Annotated in this window: 20 protein-coding genes and 1 pseudogene; 7 read left to right on the top strand and 14 right to left on the bottom strand. The window is 67.2% G+C overall.

Features of this window, described 5'->3' with window-relative positions; genetic code table 11:
- Both I53_RS13930 and hslU read left to right on the top strand, forming a co-directional pair.
- Positions 1-848 (top strand): SulP family inorganic anion transporter (locus I53_RS13930; RefSeq protein ID WP_043351663.1); only part of this gene is annotated, 848 nt, incomplete at its 5' end.
- Between the two features lie 101 nt (positions 849-949).
- Positions 950-2,263 carry an ATP-dependent protease ATPase subunit HslU gene (hslU, locus tag I53_RS13925; protein WP_043351661.1) on the top strand — a complete coding sequence of 438 codons (1,314 nt, stop codon included), beginning with the start codon at positions 950-952 and terminating at the stop codon, positions 2,261-2,263.
- Between the two features lie 6 nt (positions 2,264-2,269).
- Here the strand turns inward: hslU and I53_RS31300 are convergent, their stop codons facing one another.
- Complete coding sequence (locus I53_RS31300) at positions 2,270-3,964, bottom strand: RNA-directed DNA polymerase (RefSeq protein ID WP_083936054.1); 1,695 nt, start codon at positions 3,962-3,964, stop codon at positions 2,270-2,272.
- 125 nt (positions 3,965-4,089) lie between these two features.
- Here I53_RS31300 and I53_RS13920 point away from each other — a divergent pair, with 125 nt between their 5' ends.
- Positions 4,090-4,977 carry a DMT family transporter gene (locus I53_RS13920; RefSeq protein WP_043351660.1) on the top strand — a complete coding sequence of 296 codons (888 nt, stop codon included), beginning with the start codon at positions 4,090-4,092 and terminating at the stop codon, positions 4,975-4,977.
- 9 nt (positions 4,978-4,986) lie between these two features.
- Here I53_RS13920 and I53_RS13915 read toward each other — a convergent pair whose 3' ends face one another.
- The 4 genes and pseudogenes from I53_RS13915 to I53_RS13900 form a co-directional block, all read right to left on the bottom strand.
- A complete protein-coding gene (locus tag I53_RS13915; protein WP_043351658.1) occupies positions 4,987-5,388 on the bottom strand; it encodes a PTS sugar transporter subunit IIA in 402 nt (133 codons plus the stop codon).
- A 175-nt stretch (positions 5,389-5,563) separates the two neighbouring features.
- Positions 5,564-6,004: an HPr kinase/phosphorylase gene (locus tag I53_RS13910; RefSeq protein ID WP_043351657.1), complete on the bottom strand. Its 441-nt coding sequence runs from the start codon at positions 6,002-6,004 to the stop codon at positions 5,564-5,566.
- Positions 6,004-7,760, bottom strand: a pseudogene (locus I53_RS13905) (stimulus-sensing domain-containing protein). Before I53_RS13905 ends, I53_RS13910 begins: the two are co-directional and overlap by 1 nt.
- A 71-nt stretch (positions 7,761-7,831) precedes the next feature.
- Positions 7,832-8,542: a response regulator transcription factor gene (locus I53_RS13900; protein WP_020094607.1), complete on the bottom strand. Its 711-nt coding sequence runs from the start codon at positions 8,540-8,542 to the stop codon at positions 7,832-7,834.
- Positions 8,543-8,846: 304 nt separating this feature from the next.
- Here I53_RS13900 and I53_RS13895 point away from each other — a divergent pair, with 304 nt between their 5' ends.
- From I53_RS13895 to lepA, 3 genes are all read left to right on the top strand, one after another.
- Positions 8,847-9,632: a DUF2470 domain-containing protein gene (locus tag I53_RS13895; RefSeq protein WP_051044813.1), complete on the top strand. Its 786-nt coding sequence runs from the start codon at positions 8,847-8,849 to the stop codon at positions 9,630-9,632.
- A 25-nt stretch (positions 9,633-9,657) separates the two neighbouring features.
- On the top strand, positions 9,658-9,894 hold the full coding sequence (locus tag I53_RS13890; RefSeq protein WP_236952957.1) for a hypothetical protein: 237 nt from the start codon (positions 9,658-9,660) through the stop codon (positions 9,892-9,894).
- 373 nt (positions 9,895-10,267) lie between these two features.
- A complete protein-coding gene (lepA, locus tag I53_RS13885) occupies positions 10,268-12,070 on the top strand; it encodes a translation elongation factor 4 (RefSeq protein ID WP_043351666.1) in 1,803 nt (600 codons plus the stop codon).
- A gap of 158 nt (positions 12,071-12,228) precedes the next feature.
- Here the strand turns inward: lepA and I53_RS13880 are convergent, their stop codons facing one another.
- The 3 genes from I53_RS13880 to I53_RS13870 form a co-directional block, all read right to left on the bottom strand.
- The gene (locus tag I53_RS13880) at positions 12,229-12,546 is read right to left on the bottom strand and encodes a cytochrome c (protein ID WP_043351655.1); all 318 of its coding nucleotides are present in this window, start codon (positions 12,544-12,546) and stop codon (positions 12,229-12,231) included.
- Positions 12,547-12,768: 222 nt separating this feature from the next.
- The gene (locus I53_RS13875) at positions 12,769-14,052 is read right to left on the bottom strand and encodes a sorbosone dehydrogenase family protein (protein ID WP_043351653.1); all 1,284 of its coding nucleotides are present in this window, start codon (positions 14,050-14,052) and stop codon (positions 12,769-12,771) included.
- A 114-nt stretch (positions 14,053-14,166) separates the two neighbouring features.
- Complete coding sequence (locus I53_RS13870; protein WP_043351651.1) at positions 14,167-15,669, bottom strand: NAD(P)/FAD-dependent oxidoreductase; 1,503 nt, start codon at positions 15,667-15,669, stop codon at positions 14,167-14,169.
- Positions 15,670-15,860: 191 nt separating this feature from the next.
- On the opposite strand from I53_RS13870, the gene I53_RS13865 reads away from it, so the two are divergent.
- Positions 15,861-17,648, top strand: coding sequence for a hypothetical protein (locus I53_RS13865; RefSeq protein ID WP_043351649.1), 1,788 nt, complete (start codon positions 15,861-15,863; stop codon positions 17,646-17,648).
- Between the two features lie 3 nt (positions 17,649-17,651).
- On the opposite strand, the gene glp is transcribed toward I53_RS13865, so the two are convergent.
- The 6 genes from glp to trpE all read right to left on the bottom strand — a co-directional run bounded on the left by glp (position 17,652) and on the right by trpE (position 23,578).
- Positions 17,652-18,881: a gephyrin-like molybdotransferase Glp gene (gene glp / locus I53_RS13860; RefSeq protein WP_043351648.1), complete on the bottom strand. Its 1,230-nt coding sequence runs from the start codon at positions 18,879-18,881 to the stop codon at positions 17,652-17,654.
- Entirely contained in the window at positions 18,878-19,369 is a 492-nt protein-coding gene (gene moaC, locus I53_RS13855) for a cyclic pyranopterin monophosphate synthase MoaC (protein WP_043351646.1), read from the bottom strand. Before moaC ends, glp begins: the two co-directional genes overlap by 4 nt.
- 3 nt (positions 19,370-19,372) lie before the next feature.
- A complete protein-coding gene (gene trpC / locus I53_RS13850) occupies positions 19,373-20,260 on the bottom strand; it encodes an indole-3-glycerol phosphate synthase TrpC (RefSeq protein ID WP_043351644.1) in 888 nt (295 codons plus the stop codon).
- Positions 20,257-21,294: an anthranilate phosphoribosyltransferase gene (trpD, locus tag I53_RS13845; protein WP_043351643.1), complete on the bottom strand. Its 1,038-nt coding sequence runs from the start codon at positions 21,292-21,294 to the stop codon at positions 20,257-20,259. Before trpD ends, trpC begins: the two co-directional genes overlap by 4 nt.
- 35 nt (positions 21,295-21,329) lie before the next feature.
- The gene (locus I53_RS13840; RefSeq protein ID WP_043351665.1) at positions 21,330-21,944 is read right to left on the bottom strand and encodes an aminodeoxychorismate/anthranilate synthase component II; all 615 of its coding nucleotides are present in this window, start codon (positions 21,942-21,944) and stop codon (positions 21,330-21,332) included.
- Between the two features lie 110 nt (positions 21,945-22,054).
- Positions 22,055-23,578, bottom strand: coding sequence for an anthranilate synthase component I (gene trpE, locus I53_RS13835; RefSeq protein ID WP_043351642.1), 1,524 nt, complete (start codon positions 23,576-23,578; stop codon positions 22,055-22,057).
- Positions 23,579-23,748: the final 170 nt, after the last annotated feature.

Raw genomic sequence — 23,748 nt, 5'->3', positions numbered from 1 at the left:
TCACCTTCGAGACCCTGCGGATCCTTCTGCCCTACGCGGCGACGTTGGCCGCGGTCGGCCTGCTGGAGAGCCTGCTCACCGCGCAGATCGTCGATGACCTGACCGACACGGGCAGCGACAAGAACCGCGAATGCATGGGCCAGGGCGTGGCCAACATGGCCTCCGCGGTGTTCGGCGGCATGGGCGGCTGCGCGATGATCGGCCAGTCGGTGATCAACGTCTCCTCGGGCGCCCGCGGCCGCCTCTCGACGCTGGTGGCCGGCGCCTTCCTGCTGCTGCTCCTCGTGGCGCTGCAGGATCTGCTCGCCGTGGTGCCCGTGGCGGCCCTGACCGCCGTGATGATCATGGTCTCGATCAACACCTTCTCCTGGCGTTCCCTGGCCCGCCTGCGGACCAACCCGCTGCCATCCTCCGCGGTGATGCTGGCCACCGTCCTGGTCGTCGTGGCCACGAAGGATCTCGCCATCGGCGTGCTGGTCGGCGTGCTGCTCTCGGGCGTGTTCTTCGCCGGCAAGGTCTCCCGTCTCAACCGGATCACCTCCAGCCTCTCGGCCGATGGCCGGACCCGCACCTACGCCATCACCGGGCAGGTGTTCTTCGCCTCCGCCGGCACGTTCTCCGAGGCGATCGACGTGCTGGAGCCGGTCGAGCGTCTCGTGATCGACGTCAACGCGGCGCATTTCTGGGACATCTCGGCCGTCGCAGCCCTCGACCGGGTGGTGCTGAAGGCCCGCGCCCGCGGGCGCCTCGTCGAGGTCGTCGGCCTCAACGCCGCCAGCTCGACCCTCGTCGAGCGGTTCGGCCAGCACGACAAGCCCGGCGTTACAGCGGTGCCGGCAGCGCATTGAGGCGGCTATCGGCCCACGCGGCGCCCCCTTGCGCGGGGCCGCGTGGGACCCCATTCCCGGCGCGGGGCCGATTTCGGGCCGGGAACAGGGATGGCACAGCGGTGACGACGTTCTCTCCGCGCGAGATCGTGTCCGAACTCGATCGCTTCATCGTCGGGCAACACGACGCCAAGCGCGCCGTGGCGATCGCGCTGCGCAATCGCTGGCGACGCCAGCAGCTGATCGGTCCGCTCCGCGAGGAGGTCGCGCCCAAGAACATCCTGATGATCGGGCCGACCGGGTGCGGAAAGACCGAGATCGCCCGCCGCCTCGCCCGGCTCGCCAACGCCCCGTTCCTCAAGGTCGAGGCCACCAAGTTCACCGAGGTCGGCTATGTCGGCCGCGATGTCGAGCAGATCATCCGTGATCTCGTCGAAGTGGCGATCGGCCTGACCCGGCAGGTAAAGCGCGAGGGCGTGAAGGCCAAGGCCGAAGCCGCGGCCGAGAACCGCCTCCTCGACGCCCTCGTCGGGCCGACCGCCAGCCAGGCCACCCGTGACAGCTTCCGGCGCAAGCTCCGCAACAGCGAGCTCGACGACAAGGAGGTGGAGCTGGAGCTGACCTCCGGCGCCCCCACGGGTATGCCGATGTTCGAGATTCCCGGTGTACCGGGGGCCTCCATGGGCGCGATCAACATCGGCGACATGCTCGGCAAGGCACTCGGCGGCCAGCGCGGCAAGCCGCGCCGGATCCTGGTCCGGGACGCCTATGCGCCCCTGATGGCCGAGGAATCCGATAAGCTCGTCGACGACGAGGCGCTGGTCCGCGAGGCGATCGGCGAGGTCGAGAACAACGGCATCGTGTTCCTCGACGAGATCGACAAGATCTGTGCCCGCGAGGGCCGGTCCTCCGGCGACGTGTCCCGCGAGGGCGTACAGCGCGACCTTCTGCCGTTGATCGAAGGCACCACGGTCGCCACCAAGCACGGCCCGGTGAAGACGGACCACGTCCTGTTCATCGCCTCGGGCGCCTTCCACGTCTCGAAGCCGTCCGACCTCCTGCCCGAGCTGCAGGGCCGCCTGCCGATCCGCGTGGAGTTGCAGCCGCTGACGGTGGACGACTTCAAACAGATTCTCACCGCGACCGAGGCGAGCCTGATCAAGCAGACGGTGGCGCTGATGGAAACGGAGGGTGTGACCCTGTCCTTCACGGACGACGCGGTGGACGCGCTCGCCCGGGTCGCGGTCGAGGTGAATTCCTCGGTGGAGAACATCGGTGCCCGCCGGCTCCAGACGGTTCTCGAACGGGTGATCGACGAGATCTCCTTCACCGCGACAGACCGTTCCGGCGAGACGGTGCCGATCGACGCAGCCTATGTGCGCGAGCGGGTTCAGGATCTGGCGTCCAACGCCGATCTGAGCCGGTTCATTTTGTAAAGTGCGTTAGTAATCGTCGGCGGACATTTCTCGGATCTTTCTCAAAAAGGTTGAGACCTCCGCCGACGCGATCTTCCGTTGTCTAACGTTATTTTTGATCACACTGCGTGAGTTTCTGACGTTTTTTGTCTGATCATAAAAATATACATTATGGTTGCTCATTTCTCTAAAAAATGGCTCGTTCATCAATGCCTTTCGATCTTGGATCCAACCTAGGCGTATGCCTTCATACATAAGCAGCCAAGACCAGCTTGTTAAAATATCTTGCTTGTCGTGTCGGCTGATCCACTCGTCCTTCGGTAAGGCACGCGCACACAAGCCCTTACTTTGCATATCCAATAAAATGAGCGCGACTACACTAGATGCATAATTCTCAATGTGATCGACAATAATCCTTGAATTTAACCTAATTCTCAATCCGCGCAAAGTATATAAAAGCCAGATAGCCTCGTAGGTGCTACCATTCACCATCGCTATTTCTGCTAAACGCTCGAATCTTTTTCCTATCCGAGAGGTTGACACATTATGAGACGTAAATTGCAGATTTATGATAATTCTGCAAATCCTGTCCATTGAGATCGGCGAAATTACGGCGGCTTTTAGCAGAAATGCTTCCACGATTTCGACATCGGCAGAAAATATTCTCTGCGACTCTATGATCGTTAGAGTGTAGCTCGTAACAGATTCATATGGATATTTTGCCTGGAGCCTGAGCGTCAGCGATAGGAATTCACGGAGACGCGAACCTTTGATCGCACCAGATCTATGAGATAAAAACGCGTTAATTTCTGAGATCCATTCCCCTCCACTTATAGCAATCATTCGATTTACAGTGGTTTTGCTTCCGTTTATTTCAAGACCAAATTCTCTATAAGCTTTTGTTATAACTGACAATACGTTTTCTGCCTGCTCGAAGGTATCTGCGCCGACGAGCCAATCATCCTGCAATCTATCAACTCGACCCTCTTCGACACCAGAAACGAGCGAGCCAAAATTGTCATCAATCCGCGAAGAAATGATTTCCGAAATAACACGTGATGTCTCTGGACCAACCGGAATTCCTACCGTTTGATTTCGATTGCTGGCTCTCACTAATGCATCTAATCTGTCGGCCAAGGATCCTTGATACATTCTCAGATTTGACTTGACGCTTTCCTTCCCATAGGCCGCCCACGGAATTGAATGAGTGTATATAGTGGAATAGAAGCGAGATATATCTGTCTTAACAATCCAGTTAGATACTGCCTCGATGTGCCCCTTCTTCGCAAGGTGCACACTGTACTGAATGCCTTTTATTGACCGAGGATAATTTTCAGAAACTTTAATTTTGTCTATCGAGAATTTTTGCCGCCCGAGCCATTTCTGAATGGATCGCCAATTATTTGCGATCTCGTATGTTAGCAACGCCTGAGGAATTGGATGCGTTAAATGTATATCCCGACGCTCATAACCGCGCTTAGGTTTAGATATGACTTCCATATCGGCGTGAGCTAATTCATAGTTAAATGATGAGCTCTTTTTTTTGGCTGTACCAGGCACCTTTCCGGCCGGCTTCGTTTGAAAAACCTCACTCGTTCGCCACGCTTCAATTATAGAAAAAGCGTTTTGACCAAAACTCTCTGAAGTAAATGCTTGCGGCAATTCTTTTGGGAAATATCCCTTTGACAGCATTGACGATAGAATATTATTGAAAGCATTCATATTGTACTCGCAGCCGAGTTGAAATATTAAAAATCAACCACCCTCGTCGATCATTACCTATGCTAAACCTAGAGTGTTAATTAAGTAAGACAGAAAACCTCATCGATATGGATACCGATAGGTAAATGCCCAAGGTAGAGCCACCGATTTTCCATTCCATTTTACCGGTCGCCGCGCTGGTGACCGGCATGGTCTCCCTCCAGAGCGGAGCGACCTTCGCCAAGAGCCTGTTTCCGGCAGTCGGTGCATCCGGGACGTCCGCCCTGCGGGTCGGCTTCTCGGCACTGATCCTCGTTGCCGTCTGGCGGCCGTGGCGGCGCAGCCTCCCGGCGCGCGAGGCCGGCTGGATCGCCCTCTACGGAACGGCCCTCGGGCTGATGAACCTCCTGTTCTATCTCGCCCTGGCACGGCTGCCCCTCGGACCGGCCGTGGCCATCGAGTTCGTCGGGCCGCTGGCCGTCGCTCTGATCGCGTCGCGCCGCCGGTCGGATTTTCTGTGGATCGGCGTGGCGGTCGCCGGACTCTCGCTGCTCCTGCCGATCTCCGGTCAGGACGGGCTCGATCCGATCGGCATCCTGCTCGATCTCGGCGCGGCCCTGTGCTGGGCGCTCTACATCCTGTTCGGACAGCGCGCGGGGCGGATCGACGGCGGCCAGGCCGTGTCCCTCGGCATGTTCACGGCGGCCATCGTGGTGGCGCCCTTCGGCCTGTCGGAGGCCGGACCGGCCCTGCTCACCCCCGGCATCCTGGCCGCAGGCCTTAGCGTGGCAGTGATGTCGAGTGCCCTGCCCTATTCCCTGGAGATGTTCGCCCTGCGCCGGCTCGACCGGAAGAGCTTCGGCGTCCTGATGAGCCTGGAACCCGCCGTGGCGGCCTGCGCCGGCCTCGTTCTCCTGGGGGAGCGAATCAGTCCCATCCAATGGCTGGCGATCGGATTGGTGATCGCGGCCTCAGTGGGAATCACCGTGAGCACGCGGCGGACGACCCCGACCGCGGCCGTACTGGAAGCCTGATCGTGAAGACTACTTCCCCGCCAGAACCCGCGAGGCGACGTTTATGTATTTGCGGCCCGCTTCCTGGGCGTGAAGCACGGCGTCGCCGAGCTTCTCCTCGTCGCGGACGCTGGCCAGCTTGATCAGCATCGGCAGGTTGATGCCCGCCACGACCTCCACCGAGCCGCCGTTCATGCAGGACAGGGCGAGGTTCGACGGCGTGCCGCCGAACATGTCGGTGAGCACGACCACGCCCTCACCGGTATTCACCCGACAGACCGCGGACATGATGTCCCGCCGTCGCAATTCCATATCGTCTTCCGGCCCGATCGTGATCGTCTCGATCTGATCCTGCGGGCCGACCACGTGCTCCAGAGCGGCCTTGAACTCGGTCGCCAGTAGCCCGTGAGTTACGAGCACCATGCCAATCATCGACACGTGTTCCAACGTCCTGTGAATGCCGCCATGTTGTGCATCGCACAGCCCCCCACAAGGCGAACGCGACTTTTTTGCCCGGACATTTCCGCGATCATGCCACGGCCGCAGCGGCTACGCCATGGGGGTATACCAGTCTTAGGCGAATCGAACCGCCTGTGCGGCTGCGAAGTCACGGCCGATGCTTTCGCAGTGCCGCACGGATGAGCAGCGGCGCGAGGCCGGCGGCGCGCGCGCCCCGGTCGAGAACGAGGCGCGGCAGGGTCAGGCCGAGGAGCGCCGCCGCCTCGGGGGGCTCCGGCAGGCGCGGTGCCGTCTCCACGAGATCGACGGCGAGGTCCAGAACCACCTCCGGGCGGAACGGGATGCCGAGCTCGGCCACGGGCAGGATCCCCTGCCCCCGTATCTCGACCCGTCCGGCGAGGCTCGGATGGGGACAGGCCACGAGTCGCCCTTCGCGCACCGTGCAGACGACGCGGTCGTCGGCCACGAAGGCCCCGTCGGCCGCGTTGGCGAGCAGGAGCGCGAGACTGGATTTGCCGGCGCCCGACGGGCCGCGAATCAGGATCCCGGTCTCGCACAGCGCGATACAGGCGCCGTGAAGGGTGACCATCAGGCGTGGAGTTGCCGCGGGGCCGCCGGCAGGCGGACCACGAAGCGGGCGCCGCGCACGGTGGGCTCGCCATCTTCATCCGGGGCGCCGGGCCGGTTCTCGGCGCGGATCGTGCCGCGATGGGCCTGGACGATCTGGCGGGAGATCGACAGGCCGAGCCCTGAATTCTGGCCGAAGCCCTGCTCGGGCCGGTCGGTGTAGAAGCGCTCGAAGATCCGCTCCAGGGCGTGCTCCGGGATGCCCGGACCCTCGTCCTCGCAGATCATCTCCACCTCACCGCGGACCCGGCGCAGCACCACCCGGACCTTCGCGTCGCTCGGCGAGAACGACCGAGCGTTGTCGAGGAGGTTGTTGACCACCTGGCCGAGCCGGCTGTCGTGGCCGATGATCGTGAAGGGCGCGTCCTGCTCCGATCCGATCGATTCGACGTCGAGCTGGATCAGGCAGTCCTTCGGGCGCCGCCGCTCGTTGGCCACGGAGACGACGGTGGTGAGAAGCCGCCGGAGATCCACGCGCCGGGCTTCGGCGCGCGCGAGTTCCGCATCGAGCCGCGAGGCGTCCGCGATGTCGCTGATCAGCCGGTCGAGGCGCTTCACGTCGTGCTGGATGATCGCCATCAGGCGGCCGCGGGATTCGTCGGTCTTGGCGAGGGGCAGGGTCTCCACCGCGCTGCGCAGCGACGTGAGCGGATTTTTCAGCTCGTGGCTGACATCGGCCGCGAAGCTCTCGATGGCGTCGATCCGCCGATAGAGCGCCTGGGTCATGTCGCGCAGGGCGCCGGACAGATGGCCGATCTCGTCGGTCCGCTCGGTGAAATCGGGGATCTCCTCGCGGGTCTTGATGCCCATCCGGACCTTCTCGGCGGCCTCGGCGAGGCGGCGCACCGGCCCCGCGATGGCGCCGGCCAGCAGGAACGACAGCACCACCATCACCGCCGAGGCGACGAGGAAGACCTGGAGCAGGCCGAACCGCTCCGAGGCGATGACCCGGTCGATGGCGTCGCCTTGGGTCGAGATCAGCAGGGCGCCGCGGACCGAGCCGGCCCCGGTGGATCGGCACCGCCACCGACACGGTGGTCTCGCCGAGCTTGTTGCGGCGCACGAGGCTGCCGCGGTTGCCGCCGAGCGCCGCCTGGACCTCCCGGAGGGAGTGGCCGTTCACCGGGCCCGGTTTCCTCGGCGGTCTCGGTCCGGCTGCGGAACAGGCCGCCGAGCTTCGCCTGGATCGTCTCGAAGGCGGATTCGAGCATCCCGGGCTTGTGGGGCTTGGGCTCCAGCGGATCGGGCCGGCTGGCGTCGCCGCGCTTGAACAGGGTGCGGGTGTCGAACAGGAGGCCGCCCTCCTGATCGTAGACCCGGGCGCGGTTGCCCGTCGGCGTCACGAGGCGCGACAGGAGCGGCGCCACTTTCTCGGGGTTGAGCGAGAAGGCGAGCGGCTGCGATTCCTCCTCCGCCGCCTCGCCGGCCTGCTGCTGGAGCAGCTTGTCGGGATCGATGCGGATCGTGTCGGTGTCCACCGACGCCGAGGCGGCGATCGCCCCCGCGATGATCTCGCCCTGAATGGCGAGGCTCTGGATCCGGGCCTGGATCAGGCCCTGGCGGAACTGGTTCAGGTAGAGGAACCCGACGAGCAGCGCGATCAGCCCGACGAGGTTGAGGACGACGATGCGGCGCGTCAGGCTCGACGAGGCGCGCTGGCCGATCGCGTCCCACACGGCGCGGGGCAAGCCGAGCGGTCGGGACAGAATCTGGGCCAGGGAGGCGCGGGGCGGGGCATCCTCGGTCTGGGGCTGGGTGGTCCGGGCGGTCACGGGGCGGATCCTGGAGATCACGCCTCCTTGAAGCGGTAGCCGACGCCGTAGAGCGTCTCGATCATGTCGAAGCTCTGGTCGGTAACCTTAAACTTCTTGCGCAGCCGCTTGATGTGGCTGTCGATGGTCCGGTCATCGACATAGACCTGATCGTCATAGGCCGCGTCCATCAGGGCGTTGCGGCTCTTCACCACGCCGGGGCGCTGCGCGAGCGCCTGCAGAATCAGGAACTCCGTGACCGTCAGGGTCACCGGCTCGCCCTTCCACGTGCAGGTGTGGCGCTCGGGATCCATCATCAGCGCGCCGCGCTCCAGCGACCGGGCGGCCACCTCGGCCTCGCCCCGGGGCGTGCTGCCGGGGGCCTCCTTGGCGAAGCGCCGGAGCACCGCCTTGACCCGCTCCACGAGGAGCCGCTGCGAGAACGGCTTATGGATGAAGTCGTCCGCGCCCATCTTAAGGCCGAACAGTTCGTCGATCTCCTCGTCCTTCGAGGTCAGGAAGATCACGGGAAGGTCGGATTTCTGCCGCAGGCGTCGGAGAAGCTCCATCCCGTCCATGCGCGGCATCTTGATGTCGAAGATCGCGAGATCGGGCGGCGAATGGCGCAGACCGTCCAGGGCGGAGGCGCCGTCCGTGTAGGTCTGGATGCGGTAACCTTCGGTCTCCAGCGCGATCGACACAGAGGTGAGGATGTTCCGGTCGTCGTCGACGAGGGCGATGGTCGGCATGCGCGGTCCCTGACTGAACGGGCTCAGGCGCGGTCCCGGCTCTACGCACAGGCCGCGCCGCATCCCGGCCCACGAGGGGCAGACGAAAACGCGAACCGGGCAGTTTCGGCGCAGCCCGGCACACGCAAAGGGACAGGTGCTTTAGTACGACCGATCGGAAAAAGCGAGCGGCGGTCATAGCTTGGCCGTAACAGCGGCACGCCGCGGCCCATCTGACGCGGTTCGGACGCCTCGCGCGCGCTGCAGCAGATCGCTAACATGGCGGCGGAATGCGGCGGCAATTCGGACCGGGGAGGAATCGCGGATGGGCGAGACGATGGACACGGGTCCGGGTCCCGGCGGACCGGCCCGTCCGCTGCCCGCCGAAGCGGCGCCGTTCGACGCGATCGGCCTGTCGCGGATGCTCCTGCGCAGCATCCGTTCGGGTGCCCTCGCGACCCTGGATCCGGACGGCACGCCCTTCGCGTCCCTCGTCACCATCGCCACCGACGCGGACGGCACGCCGCTGATGCTGCTGTCGCGGCTGTCGGCCCATACCCGCAACCTGCTCGCCGAGCCGCGCTGCTCACTGCTGTTCGCGCAGGGCGGCAAGGGCGATCCCCTCGCCCATCCCCGGCTGACGGTGGTCGGCCGCGCCGTCCAGACACCTGAGGCGCGGGCACGCGAGCGGTTCCTGGCCCGCCACCCGAAGGCCAAGCTCTACGCCGATTTCCCCGATTTCGGCTTCTTCGCCCTCACGCCGGATGCCGGCCATCTCAACGGCGGCTTCGCGAAGGCCGCGACGCTGACCCGGGACCAGCTTCTCCTCGATCTCTCGGATGCGCAGCCGATCGTGGCCGGCGAGCGCGGCGCCGTGGAGCATATGAACGCCGACCATGCGGACGCGTTGGCGCTCTACGCCACGGGCGCGGGCGGCGAGGCCGGGCTGCCCTGGCGGCTCACCGGCCTCGACCCCGAGGGCATGGACCTGATGGCGGGCGATCGCACCGTCCGGGCCCCCTATCCGGAGCGCGTCACCGACATGGGTGCGCTGCGCAAAAGTCTCGTTGCCATGGCCGCGCGGGCGCGCGCGACCGGTGCGGACGCGTGAACGCGCAAGGACTTCACGATCAGGCATGGCGAAAAGTCGCTGCGTGCCCCATATCGGGGCGATGAGCGATACCCAGACTGATACCTACCCCTTCAGCCTCGATGTGGAGCCGGTCGGCGAGAGCGGCTCCCTGTTCCAGTGGAGCATCCGCAAGCACGGCAAGCTGCACCAGCGCTCGGACCGGAAACATCCGACCGAGGCCAAGGCGCGCTCCCATGGCGAGGCCGAGATCGAGCGCCTGATCCGCGACCGCGGTCGCTGATCCGACGGACGATCGTCGGCGACAGTCCCGTCGTTCACCCGGGGGCCGGCACGTTCCGGCCCCCGTCGTTTGTCCGTGGACCGGACGACCGGGTCCATGCCCTCCGTCATCCCGGGACCGCGACGCGCAGCCCGCGACCGGGACACCCAGCGGGATCCGACGGCGCCAGCCGGTAGGGTTCTGGTATTCGGACCTTTCTGCGCCCGCTCGAAATGACGGGACGGGACCCTCATCGCGTCGGCGCCGGTCCTCAGGCGCTTAGGCCGCGCTTGGCGCCTTCCCGCGGCGCTGCTATCTCGCGCGGGAGCCGATCTTTTCGAATACGTCCCGACGTCAGAGGGTGCGCGCCGGCGTGCGCCCGAACGGAATGCCGATGACAGCCCCGATCGAATCCATCCGCAATTTCTCGATCGTCGCACATATCGACCACGGCAAATCGACCTTGGCCGACCGGCTGATCCAGGCCACCGGCACCGTCGCGCTCCGCGACATGAGCGAGCAGATGCTCGACTCGATGGATATCGAGAAGGAGCGCGGCATCACCATCAAGGCGCAGACCGTGCGCCTGGAATACAAGGCGCAGGACGGCAAGGATTACGTCCTGAACCTGATGGACACGCCCGGCCACGTGGACTTCGCCTACGAGGTGTCGCGCTCGCTCGCCGCCTGCGAGGGGTCGCTCCTCGTGGTCGACGCCTCGCAGGGCGTGGAGGCGCAGACCCTCGCCAACGTCTATCAGGCGCTCGACGCCAACCACGAGATCGTGCCCGTCCTCAACAAGGTCGACCTGCCGGCGGCCGAGCCGGATCGGGTGAAGGAGCAGATCGAGGAGGTGATCGGCCTCGATGCCTCCGACGCGGTGCCGATATCGGCCAAGACCGGGCTGAACATCGAGGCGGTGCTGGAGGCGATCGTCACCCGCCTGCCGCCGCCGAAGGGCAAGAGCGACGCGCCGCTGAAGGCGCTCCTCGTGGACAGCTGGTACGACGCCTATCTCGGCGTCGTCGTGCTGGTGCGGATCATCGACGGCACCCTCAAGAAGGGCATGACCATCCGCATGATGGGCGCCGACGCCGTGTACGGCGTCGACCGGATCGGCGTGTTCCGGCCGAAGATGGCCGATATCGACGCCCTCGGCCCGGGCGAGGTCGGCTTCTTCACCGGCTCGATCAAGGAAGTGGCCGACACCCGCGTCGGCGACACCATCACCGAGGACAAGCGCCAGACCACCGAGATGCTGCCGGGCTTCAAGGAAGTCCAGGCGGTGGTGTTCTGCGGCCTGTTCCCGGTGGACGCGGCCGAGTTCGAGAACCTCCGCTCGGCCATGGGCCGGCTGCGGCTCAACGACGCCTCTTTCTCCTACGAGATGGAGTCTTCGGCCGCCCTCGGCTTCGGCTTCCGCTGCGGCTTCCTCGGGCTCCTGCACCTGGAGATCATCCAGGAGCGACTTGAGCGCGAGTTCAACCTCGACCTGATCTCGACCGCGCCCTCGGTGGTCTACCGCCTGAAGATGCGCGACGGGGAGGTGAAGGAACTCCACAACCCGGCCGACATGCCGGACATCATGAAGATCGAATCGATCGAGGAGCCCTGGATCCGCGCCACGATCCTGACGCCCGACGAGTATCTCGGCGGCGTGCTGAAGCTCTGCCAGGACCGCCGGGGCGTCCAGATCGACCTCAACTACGTCGGCAAGCGCGCCATGGTGGTCTACGACCTGCCCCTGAACGAGGTGGTGTTCGATTTCTACGACCGGCTGAAGTCGATTTCGAAGGGCTATGCCTCCTTCGATTACCACGTCTCGGATTACCGCGAGGGCGATCTCGTGAAGATGTCGATCCTGGTGAATGCCGAGCCGGTGGACGCCCTGTCGATGCTGGTCCACCGCACCCGCGCCGAATCGCGCGGCCGGGCCATGTGCGAGAAGCTCAAGGACCTGATTCCCCGCCACCTGTTCCAGATCCCCGTCCAGGCGGCGATCGGCGGCAAGATTATCGCCCGCGAGACGATCAAGGCTCTGTCCAAGGACGTCACCGCCAAGTGCTACGGCGGCGACATCTCGCGCAAGCGCAAGCTTCTGGACAAGCAGAAGGAAGGCAAGAAGAAGATGCGCCAGTTCGGGCGCGTCGAGATCCCGCAGGAAGCGTTCATCGCGGCGCTGAAGATGGACGATTGAGGCGCCGCGTTGGTGAGGCGCTTTCCGTCATCTGTCACGAGGAAGACGCGAGAGCCGATCTTGTTTTTGCGTTCGAACGTGATGGCCGGTTCTGAAATGGGAACCGGCCTTTTCCGTCGTTGCGAGCGCAGCGACGATGCGGGGCGCAAAAAGAGCGTCTACCCCGGCGGCAGCACGTCGATCTGGATCCCCGCATAATACGCCGCCAGATTGGCGATATCCGCGTCCGACAGCTCCTTTGCGACCACGTTCATGATCTCGTTCTGCCGCTTGCCGTCGCGGTACTCGGTGAGCGCCTTCACGAGGTAGGGCTCGACCTGACCCGCGAGGTTCGGCGCCTCCGGCAGCTTCGAGAGCCCGTCCATCCCGTGGCAGGTCTGGCAGGCGGTCGCGCGCTTCTTGCCCGCAGCAGCGTCGCCGGCCTCGGCCGAGAGCGGGACGAGCGTGGCGGCAAGGAGGAGAAGCAAGCGGATCATCGGGGCGGGCTCGAACTCTCGGACCGGTGGAGACTAACCCCGCGCTTCCGGACGGGGCGCGAGTCCCCTCTCCCGTGCGGGAGAGGGACAGGGTGAGGGATCGGATCTTTCCGGAAACGGCGCACCCCTCACCCCGACCCTCTCCCGGACTGGAGAGGGGGTGCGTCGCGCCCGTTCGCGACGGGGCGTCCCCCTCGGTGAGGGGCGCCCCGTCACAAGACACTACTTCTCGTAGGAGATCCGGTAGATCGCCCCGGCGGAATCGTCCGAGACCAGCAGCGAGCCGTCGAGCATCACCGCCACGTCCACCGGGCGGCCGAGATACTCGCCGTCGCCGGTGAGCCAGCCCTCGGCGAAGGGCTTCACCGATTCCACCTTCCCGTCGGCGCCGAGCTTGGCGAACATCACCCGGGCGCCCACCGGCTCGGTGCGGTTCCAGGACCCGTGCTCGGCGATGAAGATCCCGCCCTTGTAGGAGGCCGGGAACTGCTTGCCGTTGTAGAAGGTCATGCCGAGATCGGCCGCGTGCGGGGGCAGTTCGGCCTGCGGCGCGACGGCGTCGGCCGGCGGGGTCTGGTCCTTGTACTCCACCGTGCGGACCGCGCCGCCGCCGAACCACGGGAACCCGAAATTCTCGCCGGCCTTGGTGGCGCGATTGAGTTCGCCCGGCGGCTTGTCGTCGCCCATGCCGTCCACTTGGTTGTCGGTGAACCAGAGGGACTTGTCAGTGTTGAAGTCCATCCCCACCGAGTTGCGGATGCCGGTGGCGTAGACCTCGCGGTTCTTGCCGTCGGCGTCGATGCGGATGATGCCGCCGATACCGGTCTTCTTGTAGAGATCCATCTTCTCGGGCGGCGGCACGTTGTAGGGCTGGCCCAGCGCGATGTAGGTCTTGCCGTCCGGCCCGACCCGGCAGACCCGGGCGGTGTGGTTGAAGCTCTCCTCGGAGGCCGGGATCAGCGCGCCCTGCTTGACCAGCACGCCGGCGGCGACGTCAGGGTTCTCGTAGAAGAACTCGGCGGCCGGGAAGGCCAGGACGCGGTTCTGCTCCACCACGGTGAGCACGCCGTCCTTCGAGAAGCAGACGCCGTTGGGGATCTTGAACGCGATGCCCGGCGCGAAGGGCCGGACCTCGTCGGCGACCCGGTCCTTGTCGCGGTCGGTGACCGTGAAGATCTTGCTCTTGCGCGTGCCGACGAACAGCACACCGGCATTCGGGCCGACCGCGATGGCGCGGGCATCCGGCACCACGGCATAGAGATCGATCTTGAAGCCGTCCGGCAGCTTGATCTTCGACAGGTTCTTGCGGATCGCGTCGGCGCGCCGGCCGGTCTGCGGGATTTCGGCGGCGGCCTGCGTGTCCGTGCTGTGGAAGCCCTCGAGCTTCTCCAGATCGTCGGTCTTGGCCTTGGTCTCGGCAGGGGCGGCGCCCTGCGCCAGGGCGGGCAGAACCGCCGCCGGCATGGCCACGCCCGCGACGAGCGCGGCGAGAAGCAGAGATCGCATCGAAACAAATCCTCCCGGCGGCCCTCGGTTCAGGGCATTACCGGAAGGGAACGATAGGGGCGCGGGAGAGACCGGCAAGCCGCTTCGGTGACGCGGGCCCGGTGCTGTTGCGCGTCAGGCGACCTTGCGCGGCACGAGACGCTCGCTGCCCAGCGCCGCGTCGGCCCCCGACACGCCAGCCTCGGTGTACTCGGCATCCTCGTTGACCCGCCAGACGTCGTGCCGGCGCCGGCCGCAGAGGATGTTCTCCACGGTCAGCATCGCGGTCATCATCGCGTGGTCCTGATTGTTGTACTTGTGCATGCCGTTGCGGCCGACGAGGTGCAGGGTCGGGAAATCCCGCTCCAGCTCCCGCCGCACGGTGACGACGTGGCCGGCATATTCCTCGTCGTAGACCGGGTAGGCCTTCGGCTGGCGGACCACGCAGGCATCGACCACGTCGGCCGGGTCGATCAGGCCGATCTGACCGATCTCGCGCTTGGCGAGCTCCACCAGCTCGGCATCGTCGGCGTTCCAGAGGCCGTCGCCCTCGAAGCAGAAATATTCGAGGCCCAGGCAGGTATGGTCCGCGTCCGGCACCATCTCGGGGGACCACGAGCGGAAGTTCTGCACCCGGCCGACCTTCACCGACGGGTCGTGGATGTAGATCCAGTTGTCCGGGAAGTTCTTGTCGGACTTGGCGATGAGCGCCACCGTCAGGAAATCGCGGTACTTCAGCGCCCGGGCGTTGAAGGTGCTGAGCGGCCGCGGGCGGATCGCGTCGACCAGCTCACGGACCGGCGCGGACGAGATGACGTTGCGGGCCGTGAAGGTCTCGCGGCTGCCGTCGGCGCGGCGGGCCGCCACCGTCCAGATGCCGGTCCCGGCATCGTAGCTGAGGGAATCGACGCTGCGGTCGAGGCGCAGGTGGCCGCCCTGGGCCTCGATCTTGGCGGCGGCGGCCTCCCACATCATGCCGGGTCCCCGGCGCGGATAGCGGAACGACTCGATCAGCGTCTTGATGACGGGACCGCCGGCCGGGGCCCGCTTGCGCAGGCCCAGGGAGCGCTTGATGCCGTCGCGGATCGCCGCGCCGAGGTCGAGCCCCTTGATGCGCTGCGCCGCCCAGTCGGCCGAGATCGCGTCGCAGGACATGCCCCACACCTTCTCGGTGTAGGTCTTGAAGAAGATCGCGAACAGGCGCTCGCCGAACTGGTTGCGCACCCAGGCGTGGAAGGTCTTCGGCTCCTCGACCGGCCGCAGGCGGGCATAGAGGTAGGAGGCGACGCAGGCGGCACTGGTGAAGACGCCGAGGTTGCGGAGTGCCTCGAAGGCCTTGAGCGGGTAGGCGTAGTACCGGCCGCGATAGTAGATCCGGGACAGGCGCGGCCGCTCGATGAAGTCGTTGGGAAGGATCTCGTCCCAGAGATCGACCACGGCCTGCGACTTCGAGAAGAAGCGGTGGCCGCCGATATCGAACAGGTAGCCGTTGTGGGAAACGGTTCGCGAGATCCCGCCGACCTGCGCCGGATCCCGCTCCAGGACGGTGACGGAGCGCCCCTTCTTCGACAGCAGGTAGGCGGCGGTCAGACCCGCGGGCCCCGCGCCGATCACCAGCGTCTCGGTGTGGTGGCTCATCCCATGCTCCGGCGATTGGTGCGGCGCGCGACGCGCAGGACGCCGACCGGACGGCAGGATGCCGGGTCGTGGTTAAGGAATCGCTGGCGCGGCGGCGGGAACGCGCGGCCGATGTCCCTTGACCGCGCGTTAAGCCGAACCGCGCCAGCATGACGGCGAGGGCATCGACCGCCCGCCCGGGTGATCCAACCATGCCGGCTCCGGCGCCCCTGCCCTCCCGACCGCGCCGGCGGATCGAGACCCGCACGCTCCTGTGGGCGCTCGCCGCCCTCTGCATCGCGACGATGAACGCGCCCCACGCGGTGTGGGAGACGATCCGGCACCTGCGGGTTCCGGATACCGACGACGCCATGCGCCTCGTGGAAGTCCGCGACCTGCTGGCCGGACAGGGCTGGTTCGACAACGTCCAGTACCGGTTCCTGGCCCCGGCCGGCACGCCCAGCCACTGGTCGCGCCTCGTGGACGCACCCATCGCGGCGATGATCCTGGGACTCACGCCCCTGACAGGTCGCGCGCTGGCGGAAGGCCTCGCAGCCGCCTTCTGGCCCATGGTGCTGTTCGGGCTCTACGGCTGGGTTCTGTACCGCGGCGTCCGGCACAGCTTCGGGAGCCGGGCCGCGCTCCTGGCCCTGGTGGCGGCGACGCAGACCTACGGTGTCACGATCCAGTTCCAGGCAGGCCGGGTCGATCATCACAATCTGCAGATCATCGCGATCCTCGGCCTCGCCTTCTGCATGATCGGCGGCGATCTGAAGCAGGGGGTGATCGGTGGGATTCTGGCCGCCGTCTCCCTGGCGATCGGGCTTGAGGGGCTGCCCTTCGTGGCGCTGGCCGCCCTGTATCTCACGGGCGACTGGTGCCTGCGCGGAGCGCCCGCCCGTCCCCCGCTGGCGGGCTTTGGCCTCGGGCTCGGGGCCGCCGCGCCCGCATTGTTCGCCGTGCAGACAGCGCCTTCCCTCTGGGGTGTCTCGCATTGCGACGCGCTCTCGCCACCGTGGCTCTGGCTGACCGTGGGCGGCCTCGTCTTCGCCACCGGGGTCGCCGTCGCGGGAGAGCGCCTCGCGACGATCCGCGCCCGGCTCGCCCTCGCAGGCTTGGCCGGATGCGTCCTTCTGGTCGGGTTCGTCGCCGCCTTCCCGGCCTGCCTCGGCGGCCCCTTCCCGGACATGCCGCCTCTCGTGCGGATCCATTGGTTGCTGACCGTCAACGAGATGGCGCCACTGACGAAATTCGTGGCGCGCGGCCAGTGGGAGGCGCTGGTCTTCTATCCCGTCGTGATCCTCGCGACCTTCACCGCAACCGGGATGGCCTGGCACGGGCCGGAGCGTCGGGCTTGGTCGGTGATGGCGCTGTTCCTGTGGCCCGGGCTGATCCTCGGCATCGTTCAGTTCCGCGGCCTCTACATCGCCTCCGGCTTCGTGCCGCTGGTGGCGGGCATCATCCTCGATCGGGCGCTGGCGCGCGCCGCTGGCCCGCCTGCCGATGGCCCACGCTGGCAGATCGCGCTCCTCGGCGCCGGAATGATCAGTTGCCTCTGGATGATCCCGGCGCTCCTGTTGGGAGCGTTGGCGCCGGACCTGCGCACCGCGCCGGATGCGGCCGAGGTCACAGCCTGCCTCAGCGATGCCGCCGTGCGCCCCCTCGCGGCCCTGCCGGAGGGCACCGTGCTGGCGCCGATCGTCCTGGGACCGTCGATCCTGTTGCGGACACCGCATAAGATCGTGGCCGCGCCGTATCACCGGGCGATTCCCGGACTCACGGCCGCAATCGAAGGGCTGGGCGGTACCGAGGCCGACCTCGACCGGGTGCTGACGGAGTTCGGCGTTCAATACCTCGTCGCTTGCCCGGCCCGGCCGGCCGACGATCTTCAGGCCGAGACGGCCTTCGTCACGCGACTTGCCCAGGGCGAGGTCCGGAGCGCCCGCCTGATGCCGCTGGACCTGTCCGGCCCTCTCAAGGCGTGGCGCGTGATGCCCTGAGCGTCAGAACAGGCGACGATCGAGACGGATGATCCGGCAAAGATCGCCGGCAGTCGCGGCCGGCGCGTGCGGCGCGCGGATGAGCAGGGCCTCAGAGCGTCCGAGAACGCCCAGCATGGAGGAATCCTGGCGCTGCTCGGCGGTCGCGATGGGCAGTTGGCCAGGTTCCACGGTGAGGCTCGCGCGCATGTAGTCGGCGCGGCCGTCATTCGCCGAAAGGTCGCGGCCGAGCCTCGCCGGCTCGCTGCGGTCGGCGCCCGCCTGCGGATCCCCCTGGAGCGCACGGATGGCCGGGACCACAAACAGCAGCCCGCAGACGATCGACGAGACCGGATTGCCCGGCAATCCGATCACCAGCATGTCGCCGAGGCGGCCGTGCATCAGCGGCTTGCCCGGACGGAGGGCGACCCGCCAGAACCCGAGTTCCAGTCCCTCCTTGGCGAGCGCGCTCTGAACCAGATCGTGGTCGCCGACGGAGGCGCCCCCGAGGGTCACGAGCAGGTCGGCCCGCGCCTCGCGGGCCCGACGGAACGCATCCGCCAGGGCGGCGTGGTCGTCGGCCGCGATTCCGAGATCGATGATGTCGGCACCCGCCTCCGCCGCGAGGGCCGCCAGCGCGAGGCTGTTCGAAGCGACGATCTGGTCCCAGCCGGGCGTCGCCCCGGGCTCCACCAACTCATCACCGGTGGCGAGAATCGCAACCCGCGGCCTCCGCCGCACGGAGAGGCGTGGATGGCCAGCCGCCGCGGCCAGCGCCAAGCGCCGGGCGTCGAGGCTCATGCCGGCCGGGATCAGGGTTTCGCCCGCGATGAAATCGAGGCCCGCCCGACGGATGAACCGCATCGGCTCGACCGGCTCGAGGACGCGCACCGTCCCATCCTCCGCGGACGCATTCTCCTGGATCAGAATCGCATCCGCACCCTCCGGAACCGGCGCGCCGGTGAAGATCCGCACCGTCTCGCCTGCGCCAATGCGTCCCGAGAAGCCGTGTCCGGCCGCACTGGTGCCGATCATCCGCAGAGATGCCCCCACCTCTGAGGCGTCGGCGCTGCGCACGGCGTAGCCGTCCATGGCCGAGGCCGGGAACGGCGGCTGTGTGCGGGAGGCGCCGACATCCGCGGCGAGCGTCCGGCCGGCAGCCTGCGCCAGCGGCACGGTTTCGGGTTCGACCGGACCGGCGACGCTCGCGAGAACGCGCGCCAGCGCCTCGGCGACCGGGATCAGGTCGCTCATTCCTGCGGGGCCCGATACGCGCCCGAGCGACCGCCGTCCTTTGCGATGAGGCGTATGCCCTCGATGCGCATGCCGCGATCGACCGCTTTCACCATGTCGTAGACCGTCAGGCAGGCCACCGAGACCGCGGTCAGGGCCTCCATCTCGACACCCGTCGGACCCTGCACCCGGACTTCGGCGGCGATGCGCAGGCCCGGCAACGCCGCGTCGGGCTCACACTCGACCCGAACCTTCGACAGCAGCAGCGGGTGACAGAGGGGGATCAACTCGTGGGTGCGCTTGGCCGCCATGATGCCGGCGAGTCGCGCCGTGCCGATCACGTCCCCCTTCTTGGCGTCGCCCTCGCGGATCAGCGCCAGGGTCTCGGGCCTCATCACGATCTGGCCTTCCGCCCGGGCGGTCCGGTCGGTGGCGGGCTTGTCGGTGACGTCGACCATGTTGGCCGCGCCGCTGGTGTCGAGATGGGTCAGCGTCGAGCCCGGCTCCATCGCTTAAGCCTTCTTCCGCGGCTTGCCGCCCTTGGTCTCCGCATCGCCGAACAGCAGGGTCCGGGCCGCCTTCGCGACGTCCGGCTGCCGCATCAGGCTCTCGCCGACCAGCACCACGCCGAGGCCGTTGTCCCGGAGACGCACCACGTCGGCATGGTCGCCGATCCCGCTCTCGGCCACGGCGATGCGATCGGCCGGTATGCCCGGCGCGAGCCCGATCGCGGTCTCGAACGAGACCTCGAAGGTCTTGAGATTGCGGTTGTTGATGCCGATCAGGGCCGTACCGAGGGGGATCGCCCGGGTCAGCTCGGCCGCGTCATGCACCTCGACCAGGACATCCATGCCGAGGAGATTCGCCGTCTCAACCAGGGCCACGGCCTCGTCGTCGTCGAGGCAGGCCATGATGACCAGAATGCAGTCGGCGCCCCAGGCCCGCGCTTCGTAGACCTGATAGGGCTCGAACAGGAAGTCCTTGCGCAGCACCGGAAGCCCGCAGGCTTCGCGCGCCGCCGTCAGGTATTCGGGCTTGCCCTGGAACGAGGGCTCGTCGGTAAGCACCGACAGGCAGGTCGCGCCGCCGGCCTCGTAGGCGGCGGCCAGGGTGGCCGGATCGAAATCGGCGCGGATCAGACCCTTGGACGGCGAGGCCTTCTTCACCTCGGCGATGAGCGCCGGGCGGTCCTCGGCGAGGTGGGCGCGGATCGCCGCCGCGAAACCGCGCACCGGCTCCGCCTGCGCGACCCGCCGTTCCAGCTTGGCGAGCGGCACGCGCAGCTTCGCTTCGGCGATCTCGCGGCGCTTGTAGGCCTCGATCCGCGCGAGGACGTTCGGCCGCTCGGGCGGCGCCTCGGCGCCGGTCTGCTGGGTCGCGTCGTGCGTCAGCGAGCTCATCGGCCCTCCTCCCCGTTGGAGTGGTCGTTCGAAGCCCGGACAAGGCGGGCGAGCGTCGCCCGGGCCGCCCCGGAATCGACGGCATCCTGCGCCCGCGCGACGCCGTCCGCCAGGGCCTGCGCGGCACCCGCGACGACGAGGGCAGCCCCCGCATTGAGAACCGCGATATCCCGGTAGGCGTTCTGGGCGCCGGCCAGGACGGCCTCGAGCGCCCGGGCATTGTCGGCCGGATCGCCGCCGCGCAGTTCCTCGGGCGCGCGCAGCGCCAGCCCGAATTCCCGCGGGTCGATGGTGAAGCGAGACAGCCTGCCGTGATCGAGAGCCACCACCCGCGTCGGACCCGTGACGGTGATCTCGTCGAGCCCGTCGGACCCGTGGACGGTCCAGACCCGGCGGCTGCCGAGTTCCGAAAGGACGCGCGTCAGCGGTTCGGCCAGGGCCTCCTGGGCGACGCCGAAGAGCTGATAGCCGACGCCGGCCGGGTTGCTGAGCGGGCCCAGCAGATTGAAGATCGTCCGGACAGGCAGTTCGGAGCGAACCGCCGCCACGTGTCGCATCGCCGGGTGATGGGCCTGGGCGAACAGGAAGCAGAGACCGGCCTCGTCGAGGCAGCGCACCTGCCCAGCCGGATCGAGGCCCAGACGGACGCCCAAAGCCGCGAGCACGTCGGCCGCGCCCGACCGGGAGGTCGCGGCGCGATTCCCGTGCTTGGCCACCGGCACGCCGCAAGCGGCCACCAGGATGGCGGCCAGCGTCGAGACGTTGACGCTGCCGGAATGGTCGCCGCCGGTGCCGACGACGTCGATGGCGTTCGCGGGCGCCGCGACGCGCGTCATGCGTTGCCGCATGGCCTCGGCGGCGCCGACGATCTCGTCGACGGTCTCGCCGCGCACCTTGAGGGCGGTGAGGAAGGCGCCGGCCTGGACCGGCGTCACCTCGCCCGACAACAGGTCGTCGAAGGCGGCACGGGCCTCGGCACGGTCGAGGGCGAGGCCCCCGGCGACCTTCGCGAGATGGGGTCTGAAACGATCCATGGCTTCTGACGGAGGGCCGCCCCGGCCTCCCGGCGTCAATGCACGTCGGCACGCGTCCTGTCACGCGCCGTATTCCAGGCCGTGGCAAGATCGAGGAAGTTCTTCACGATCTCCGTGCCGTGCTGCGACCGGATGCTCTCGGGATGGAACTGGACGCCATGGAGCGGACGCTCGGCATGCTCGAGCCCCATGATCAGGCCGTCCGCCTCCGCGGTGACCCGCAACGCGGCCGGGCAGGTCGCACGATCGACCACGAGGGAGTGGTAGCGGGTCGCCTCGAAGCTGTCGTTCAGGCCGCGGAACAGGCCGCGGGCGCCGTGCCGGATCGTCGATACCTTGCCGTGGAGCGGCAGGGGCGCCCGCACGACATCGCCGCCGAACGCTTGTCCGATGGCCTGGAGACCCAGGCACACGCCGAAAATCGGGATCTCATCGGACAGATGACGGACCACGTCGAGGCAGATACCCGCCTCCGTGGGCGTGCATGGCCCGGGCGACAGCACGATCGCGTCCGGCGCCCTGGCGCGGATGTCGGGGATCGTGAGCGCGTCGTTGCGCACGACATCGACGGTCCCGCAGAGCGGACCGATCAGGTGCACGAGATTCCAGGTGAAGGAATCGTAGTTGTCGATGACGAGGACGTTGGGCATCGCGGCGGCACGCTCGGGCATGCAGGCGATGTGACCGCTCGCATCCGCGCGGTCAACCATCCCCGTCGTTCGGCAATCGGGTCGGGCGCGGAACCGGTTTGCGGCCCCGCCTACTGCCCCCGTTTCGCCTGCGCGGCGAACCGCACCGCCTCCTCGGCGGCGCGGAACAGCGCCTTGGCCTTGTTGACGCATTCCTGCTGCTCGGAGGCAGGATCCGAATCGTACACGATCCCTGCCCCGGCCTGGACGTGCATCTGACCATCCTTCACCACCGCGGTGCGCAGGACGATGCAGGTGTCCATCTCGCCCCGGGCGCCGAAATAGCCGATGCAGCCCGCATACGGCCCGCGCTTCTCGCGCTCCAGCTCGTCGATGATTTCCATGGCCCGCACCTTCGGCGCCCCCGAGACCGTCCCGGCCGGGAAGCCCGCCGCCAGCGCGTCGAGGGGATCGTGGCGTGGATCGAGGTCGCCCTCGACATTCGACACGATGTGCATGACCTGGCTGTAGCGCTCGATGAAGAACGAGTCGGTTACCCGGACGCTGCCGATCCGCGAAACCCGGCCGGCATCGTTGCGGCCGAGATCGAGCAGCATGAGGTGCTCGGCCCGCTCCTTCGGATCGGCAAGGAGTTCCTCGGCGAGCGCGGCATCCTCGGCCGGGGTTGCGCCGCGGCGGCGGGTTCCGGCGATCGGGCGAACCGTGACGGTCCCCTCGCGCACCCGGACGAGGATCTCCGGCGACGAGCAGACGATCTGGAACGTCTCGAAATCGAGATAGCACAGGAACGGCGCCGGATTCGTGCGCCGGAGGGAGCGGTACAGGCTGAAGGCCGGCAGGGTGAACGGCGCCGAGAAGCGCTGGGACAGCACCACCTGGAACACGTCGCCCGCGACGATGTACTCCTTGGCGCGCGCCACCATGGCGGCGAACGCGTCCGGCGACGTGTTGGAGACCGGCTCGGGATGGGCGACCGCCGACAGGTCCACCCGCGCCTCGATCGGCAAGGGACCTTCCAGGGCAGCGGCGACCCGGTCGAGACGCTGAAGCGCCTCCTCATAGGCGGCCCGGGCCGTCGTCCCGGCCGTGGGCCTCACCGGCGACACGACGGTGATCAGGTCGCGGATGGAATCGAAAACCACCATGACCCGCGGACGCATCAGGATGGCGTCCGGCACGCCGAGGGGATCCGGGTTCGGCTCCGGCAGCCGCTCCATGGCGCGGACCATGTCGTAGCCGAGATAGCCGAATAGACCGGCCGCCATCGGCGGCAGATCCTGGCCGCCGGCTTCGTCGCCGATGGCGCTCTCGGCGATCAGCGCCCGCAGGCTCGCCAGCGGTGCCCGGTCATCCGGCTCAAACCGGGTAAGGTCGGCACCGCGCGCGATTGCGGGCGCGCCATCCCGGCAGCGCCAGATCAGGTCCGGATCGAGGCCGATCATGGAGTATCGGCCGCGCACGGCACCACCCTCGACCGATTCGAGGAGGAAGGCCGGACCGGAATGGCCGGCGCGCAGCTTGAGGAACGCCGCGACCGGCGTCTCCAGATCCGCGACGAGGCTGACCGCGACGAGGCTCGGCTGCCTGGCCTCGTAGCGCGCCGCGAAGGCCGCATAATCGGGCGCTTCGGCCATGCCTCAATACTCGCCGCCGATGGCGCGGCGCAGGGCCGCCGGATCGACCTTGACGCCCGCGTTCTTCTGAACCTCGCTGATGTACTGAGACAGGACGTCGTCCGCGAGGGGGGCCTGGAGCCTCTGCGTGATCTGCTTGTCGCTGGGGCTGTCGGCAACAAAGGCGGAAC

It is taken from the genome of Methylobacterium sp. B1, assembly GCF_000333255.1.
Classification (GTDB): Bacteria; Pseudomonadota; Alphaproteobacteria; order Rhizobiales; family Beijerinckiaceae; genus Methylobacterium; species Methylobacterium fujisawaense.
This window is presented reverse-complemented; position numbering and strand designations above follow the sequence as displayed.